Source organism: Microcystis sp. LSC13-02 (assembly GCA_002282935.1).
Lineage (GTDB): Bacteria > Cyanobacteriota > Cyanobacteriia > Cyanobacteriales > Microcystaceae > Microcystis.
In genome coordinates, this window is record MTBT01000270.1 from 1 (window position 1) to 6923 (window position 6923).

At 39.6% G+C, this 6923-nt stretch carries 4 protein-coding genes, 1 tRNA gene and 2 pseudogenes; 6 read left to right on the forward strand and 1 reads right to left on the reverse strand.

Going from position 1 to position 6923, the window contains the following annotated elements; genetic code table 11:
* The first annotated feature begins 150 nt into the window (after positions 1–150).
* Positions 151–1698 carry a protein kinase domain-containing protein gene (locus tag BGL89_RS17195; RefSeq protein WP_286826756.1) on the forward strand — a complete coding sequence of 516 codons (1548 nt, stop codon included), beginning with the start codon at positions 151–153 and terminating at the stop codon, positions 1696–1698.
* 48 nt (positions 1699–1746) lie between these two features.
* Here BGL89_RS17195 and trhO read toward each other — a convergent pair whose 3' ends face one another.
* On the reverse strand, positions 1747–2559 hold the full coding sequence (trhO, locus tag BGL89_RS17200; RefSeq protein WP_286826757.1) for an oxygen-dependent tRNA uridine(34) hydroxylase TrhO: 813 nt from the start codon (positions 2557–2559) through the stop codon (positions 1747–1749).
* Positions 2560–2636: 77 nt separating this feature from the next.
* Between trhO and BGL89_RS17205 the strand changes: the two genes are divergently transcribed.
* The 5 genes and pseudogenes from BGL89_RS17205 to BGL89_RS17225 form a co-directional block, all read left to right on the forward strand.
* Positions 2637–2709 (forward strand) — tRNA-Ala (locus BGL89_RS17205).
* Positions 2710–3001: 292 nt separating this feature from the next.
* Positions 3002–3784 carry a DNA repair protein RecO gene (gene recO / locus BGL89_RS17210; protein WP_286826758.1) on the forward strand — a complete coding sequence of 261 codons (783 nt, stop codon included), beginning with the start codon at positions 3002–3004 and terminating at the stop codon, positions 3782–3784.
* Positions 3785–3806: 22 nt separating this feature from the next.
* Entirely contained in the window at positions 3807–5297 is a 1491-nt protein-coding gene (locus BGL89_RS17215; protein WP_286826759.1) for an MFS transporter, read from the forward strand.
* A gap of 429 nt (positions 5298–5726) precedes the next feature.
* Positions 5727–6652 (forward strand): annotated as a pseudogene (locus BGL89_RS17220) (Rpn family recombination-promoting nuclease/putative transposase).
* A 50-nt stretch (positions 6653–6702) separates the two neighbouring features.
* Positions 6703–6923: pseudogene (locus BGL89_RS17225) on the forward strand (transposase); the annotation flags it as partial.

A 6923-nucleotide genomic window follows, 5' to 3' on the forward strand; every position in this document is an offset into this window, starting at 1 on the left:
TTTAAATCCCTGATTATCCCCATGGTTGTGGCTTTTTTAAGTGCCGTGGTAACTTTGGGATTGCGCGGCTTTTTTCTTGGCAATAAACCTTAAATATATCAGGGGATATTTTAATCATCAAGTTTATTTTGTACTCTACCAATAAAATCCATGAGTTTTTGTATTAATCCTCATTGTCCTAAACCGAAAACTATCACGGAGAGTCGTTACTGTCAATCCTGTGGTTCCGACTTGCTTTTAAATGGTAAATATCGAGTCACAAATTTATTGAGTGCCAAAGGTGGATTTGGTAATACCTATGAAGTGATAGATGAACATAAAATACCCAAAGTATTAAAAGTTCTTACCTACGATTCCAGCAAAGCTATTGATTTATTTCAACAGGAAGCTAATCTTTTAAAACAATTAAATCACCCCGGTATTCCCAAAGGAGAAAACTATTTTATTTATCATCCCCGGGAGAGTCAAACTGCTTTACACTGTTTAGTCATGGAGAAAATTGCTGGTATTGACTTAGAAGAATATCAAAAACAAAGAGGATTTAAACCGATTGATTATAATCTCGCTTTGGATTGGTTAACTCAGTTAGCTAATATTCTCCACGAAGTTCATAAACATAAATTCTATCATCGCGACATCAAACCCTCTAATATTATCTTAAAACCCGATAGTCAATTAGTTTTAATTGATTTTGGGGCAGCGCGACAAGTAACTAAAACCGTCCTAGCAGGAGGCAAAAATACAGGAATTTATACCCCCGGATATGCTCCCCCTGAACAATCTAGTGGTCACTCTGTCCCCCAATCAGACTTTTATGCTTTGGGCAAAACTTTCGTCTTTTTGTTAACCGGTAAAGAACCCAGTGACCCGAAAATTTATAATATTAATACCAATGAATTTAACTGGCGTAAATATACCCCAAAAATTCCTTCTCGATTAGCAGATTTTATCGATAATTTAATGGCAGAAAAACCTATTGATCGACCTAAAGACACCAAAACTTTGCTAAAAATTATTACTGATATTAAAGCCAATCCCCATCAAACTAAAAAAACTAAAAATTCTTCTCTTGAAAAACCTAAAATTATTCCTATTCCCAATCCTGCACTTATTTCTTTACTAGCTGCAATTTCTCCCAGTTATGCTGGGTTTTGGCTCCGTTTAAAAGCCTCTTTAATTGATTCTTTTATCGTTCTTATTATCGCGGCTTTATTAGGTGGTTATATCTGTTTTCGCTTACAACAATGGTCAACTTTTCAAGATTTAAATCTTAATTTCAATATAGCCAAAGAAATCTGGGTTTACTATGCGGCAGGATTAAGTGCAACTGGAACAACAATTATCGGGTTTGTTTTATTTATAGCGGCAATTATCTATAATATTCAAGCCAAAATTAACTTTACTCACGAACATATTGCCATCCTGACTGCTCTCGGTTTAGGAATAGTTATTAAATGGTTATATTATGTTTTCTTAGAATATCTTTTTAAAGCCACTATTGGTAAAATGTTTTTTGATTTATCCGTCACCGATAGCGAAGGAAGACGCATATCTTTTGCGAGAGCAAATCGCCGCTACTTACTAAAATGTCTCTCCACTGCTCCCTTATATTTGGGCTTTTTACTGGCAGCCTGGACAAAGAAAAAACGGGCCCTTCATGACATGATTTCCGGTACACAAATCCGCAAGAAAAAGTAACCAGATATTAGAAAAGTAGGGAGATGAGAGCGGGACAATAGGATAAAATCAACTACAATAGGGACAAGATATTCCTGCTTGGTAATTGGGGGATTGTTTATCTTTTTCATCGATGGGATGACCGCAAGCGGGACACATTTCATAATGTCCTACCTCTAAATTAGCTGTTAGTGCCACTCTTTGATCGAAAACGAAACATTCTCCTTGCCAAAGACTTTGATCGGGACTAACTTCTTCTAAGTATTTCAAAATACCTCCCTCTAGCTGATAAACTTGAGAAAAGCCTTGATTTAATAAAAAAGCTGCCGCCTTTTCACAGCGAATTCCCCCCGTACAAAAAAGAGCTATTTTTTTATCGTTAATACTATCAAAATTGTCCTGAATATACTCAGGAAATTGGCGAAAATGCCCTATTTCCGGGTTAAGCGCTCCCGCAAAAGTACCGATCGCCACTTCATAATTATTACGAGTATCGATAACTACCACATCCGGCTCTTTCAGCAATTGATTCCACTGTTCAGTTTTGAGATGAATTCCTGTTTTTTCGAGAGGATTAGCCTTGGGTTGACCAAAAGTCACAATTTCCTTTTTTAAGCGAATTTTTAAGCGTTGAAAGGGCAAATAATCGCAAACAGACTCTTTCACCTCTAGATTCGCTAAACGAGTATCGGTTTTTAACCAACTAATCACCTCGGCGATCGCTTGACTGTTCCCGGCGATCGTTGCATTAATCCCCTCGGCTGCCAGAAGAATAGTTCCTTTAATTCCTCTTTCTTGGCAGTATTTTTGTATTTCTGGCTGTTTTTGACGATAATCTGACAAAGCCACAAACTGGTAAAAAGTGGCGACTAGATAAGACATGGCAGGCAAGGGAAAAATTAACTTGTAATATTTTTCACTATAGGTTATGATAACGAAAGTGTCCTAAAAACCAGATCGGGGGTTTAGCTCAGTTGGTAGAGCGCCTGCTTTGCAAGCAGGATGTCAGCGGTTCGAGTCCGCTAACCTCCATAGCATCTCCCCCATAGTCCTGACTGATTCCCCTTTGCTTGGTGATTAGCTCAAGTCTTTTTGGGAAGACAATTAGCTAGGGTTTGCCGAAAAAATCTAAAAACCTTGTTGGGTAAGACTTTTAGACCTTTTGTCAATCAAAAAGTAGCAGATATGGGAGTGATCGGGGGGAAATTTCAGGTACTTTTTCCCTGAAAATTAGGTAATTGACCCCCTCAAAATCGGTAAAACCCCACACCCCACACCCTGTCCCCACGAAAAACTTTTTCAGCAGACCCTAGTTAATTATTAAATGATGTCTCGTACCTATCAAGCTACTGGAATCAATCTGCAAGGAATGGCCTTCGGAGAGGCCGATCGCCTCTTAACTATTTTGACCGCCGAATATGGTTTAATTAGAGCCATCGCTCCCGGTGCGCGCAAGTATAAATCTTCCCTGCGGGGTAGAAGTGAACTATTTGTGGTCAATAATCTGTTAATAGTCGCAGGAAAATCCCTAGATAAGGTCGTTCAAGCCGAAACTATCGAATCTTATCCCAAATTAAGTCAAAATCTCGCCAAACTCACCGTTAGCCAATACCTCTGCGAACTGGTTTTGGCGATCGCACTGAGCGAACAACCCCAGAGGGAATTATACGAATTAATCTGCGGCCATCTGGCCAGAATTGAAGTCCTCGACGAAAATCAATACATACTTCCCTATCTTTGTCAAGCAATTTTTCATTTCTTAATAATTGCTGGCTTAGTGCCGCAAGTCCATAACTGCCTGTTGACGGGAAAAGCTTTAATTAGGGACAATTGCCTAGGATTCAGTTTCGAGGCAGGGGGAATAATAGATCTAGCTGCCCTAACAGAAACAATCAACCCGCCCAAAATCGATAGTAAACTGACGCGGCAAGAACTGCAATTACTGCAATGCCTAGGAAAAACAGATTTTCCCCCCCAAGAAAACCTTACCTCAGAACTAGCTTGGATTAACCTCGATCGCCTGCTGCGCCGCTATACTCAATATCATCTGGGAAAAACTTTTCGCTCCTCGGCATTAGTTGAGGGTTTATCTCCCTTAGAATTTTAAACAGATAGCAACAATCATCATAATGCAACTGTTTGACTCAGAAACTGACGACGCTACGTCTAGCGACTCCTCCACTCCTGTTTTTAATTCTTCCGATTGCTCACCGAGGCAATCCGACACAGAAACCATGAACCGCTTGCCTAAACGTGCGCCCAAATCCAATCCTAGTCAGGGTTTTGCCCCAGTGCTAAAAAACCCGCGCTTTCTCATTCTCTGGGCGGGGGGAATTTTTTCCCAATTAGCGGATAAATTCTATTTAGTCCTGATGATCTCCCTAATTGCCACCCATTACCAAAAAGCCGATCAGTCAATTAGTGGCTGGGTATCGGCGATAATGATTGCTAATACAATTCCGGCGGTGTTAGTGGGTTCGGTGGCGGGTGTATATGTTGATAGATGGTTAAAAAAACAAGTTTTAGTTATTTCTAACCTTTTACGCGGGGCTTTTGTCCTCCTCATTCCCCTATTATTATGGTTAGTGCGCGAGCAAACTTTAGCCGTTCCCCTCGGTTGGCTGCCGGAAGGTTTAAGAAATTGGCATTACCGGCTACAAGGAGAATTTAATTTACCCTTCGGTTTTTTCCTGTTGTTAGTCATTACTTTTCTTGTCTCCACCTTAACCCAATTTTTTGCCCCCGCCGAACAATCTACCCTGCCATTAGTGGTAAAACGCCGTCATCTTTTGCCGGCTAATTCCCTCAACACTTTAACCACCATGGCGGTATTAATTATCGGTTTTGCCATCGGTGAACCTTTATTAGCTTTTGCTGATAGTATTTTCGGCACCAGAGCCGGACAATTTGATATTGGCAAAGTGATGATTGTCGGTGCTTTTTATATAATTGCCGGTTTAATTCTAATTATCCTGCGAACTAACGAAAAATATGTCATTCCTACCGCAGAACAGCCCCATGTTTGGGAAGATATCCGCGACGGCATTCGTTACCTCAACAAAAATCATAAAGTTCGTAATGCTCTGATTCAATTAGTTATCTTATTCTGTATTTTTGCTGCTCTATCGGTATTAGCCGTCAGTATGGCGGAAAAACTACCCGGGTTAAAAGCTTCTCAATTCGGCTTTTTATTAGCCTCCTGTGGTGCAGGAATGGCAGTTAGTGCGATTACCCTAGGTTATTGGGGCCAAAAATTCTCCCACACCCAATTAAGTCTCTGGGGTTCTCTGGGTATGGCGGCAGCTTTAATCGGTTTATCTCTAGCCACAAAGAGTTTAATTTTAGCCTTCGCTATGACCGCTTTATTGGGCATTTTTGCCGCTTTAGTCGGGGTTCCCATGCAAACTACCCTACAGGCAGATACACCCCCTGAAATGCGCGGTAAAGTCTTTGGTTTAGAAAACAATGCCGTTAATATTGCCCTCTCTTTACCCTTAGCTGTTGCGGGTATCGCCGAAACTCAATTCGGACTCCGACCGGTACTATTAGCTTTAGCAGTTATGGCAGTTATCGGCGGTGGTTTTACTTGGTATGTTTCTGGCAATTTATCTAAAGATTAGCGGAACTTTTCAGTTATCAGTAAACAGTAAACAGTATTCAGTATTCAGTATTCAGGAGATTGCCTTTATTTATTCTCCCATACCCCCCGCAAAGAAGCGAAACTAACATTAACTAAACGGTAGCTTTTGGTAGTAATTACTGAGTAACGCACAGAAAACGGGTTTCTCCGAGAAACCCGTTTTCTACTCATGCCTCATGCAAAAAGGGGAATATAGCGTTTCCTGTTGACAAGAGGTACATTCTCAATCCTGAAAAGCTTAATCAGCAAAGGTTAAAGTGTGCCACACAGATGTGAGAACCTATAAATAATCAGTCTTTAATAACCAGATTTAGTATCAGGAGACAAAGTAACCTTAAACTTGTTAGAATCAAAAAGTTGTTATTTTCTGGTAGTCATTCACCGCTCAGATTAGTTAAGATGATATTACATGACTAATAATATTGACCATGATCGCTTATTTAAGGAGTTAATCTCCACCTTTTTTGTCGAATTTGTTGAGTTGTTTTTTCCTCAAGTGATGGATTATTTAGATAGGGACTCGATTACTTTTTTAGACAAAGAAGTATTTACCGATGTCACGGAAGGAGAAAGGCATGAAAGCGATTTAGTCGCACAAGTTAAGTTTCGCGGAAAAGAATCTTTCTTTCTGATTCATGTAGAGGCGCAGGAAAGTTCCCGAAAGTGGTTTAATCGGCGAATGTTTACTTATTTTGCTCGCTTAATCGGCGAATGTTTACTTATTTTGCTCGCTTTCATTAGAAATTTGTCTTACCGATTTATCCGATTGTAATTTTTTCTTACTCAAAGCCAAAAAGAGAAGCGATTAGTCAATATGTGGTTGATTTTCCCGATTTTAAGGTATTAGAATTTAACTATCAAGTAGTGCAGTTAAATCGATTAAATTGGCGAGATTTTCTCAATCAGTCGAATCCGGTTGCTTCAGCTTTGATGGCTAAGATGAACATTGCCGAGAAAGAGCGAGCCAAGGTAAAGGCGGAATGTCTGCGCTTGTTAATTACTTTAAAGTTAAATCCTGCGAAAATGCAATTAATTTCTGGATTTATTGATACATATCTCAATCTAAATCCGGTCGAAGAGATACAATTTCAAGAAGAGAGTTGGATGCGTCAAGGTATCGAACGCGGTATTGAACAAGGTATCGAACAAGGTATTGAACGCGAAAAGACATTGATTCTTCGCCTACTTAAACGCAAGTTAGGGGAGATTAATCCTTCATTAGAAACTAAAATCATGGAGTTAAGTATTGATGATGTCGAAGTATTAGGAGAAGCTTTATTCGACTTCTCTACGGTTGAAGATTTAATCAATTGGTTAAATACTTTAACAGATTAGCTCTTCCGTTAGCGATCGCCTTCTGACAACAACCCACTAAAATTGTCATAATGAAACAAACAACCGCCAATTATGATGAACCCTGGAAAGAAGCATTAAGCGAGTATTTTGAAGCGTTTTTATACTTCTTTTTCCCCGAAGTTCACCAACTAATTGATTGGACACAAATTCCCGAATCCCTAGAAAAAGAACTCAAACGGATTACCGCTTCAGCAAAGACAAAAAAACGTTTTGCTGACAAACTCTATAAAGTTTGGTTACTCAGGGGTGA

Coding starts and splice junctions, on each gene's coding strand:
- recO (WP_286826758.1), top strand. CDS start 3,002: ATGATGTCTCGTACCTATCAAGCTACTGGAATCAATCTGCAAGGAATG.
- trhO (WP_286826757.1), bottom strand. CDS start 2,559: ATGTCTTATCTAGTCGCCACTTTTTACCAGTTTGTGGCTTTGTCAGAT.
- BGL89_RS17195 (WP_286826756.1), top strand. CDS start 151: ATGAGTTTTTGTATTAATCCTCATTGTCCTAAACCGAAAACTATCACG.
- BGL89_RS17215 (WP_286826759.1), top strand. CDS start 3,807: ATGCAACTGTTTGACTCAGAAACTGACGACGCTACGTCTAGCGACTCC.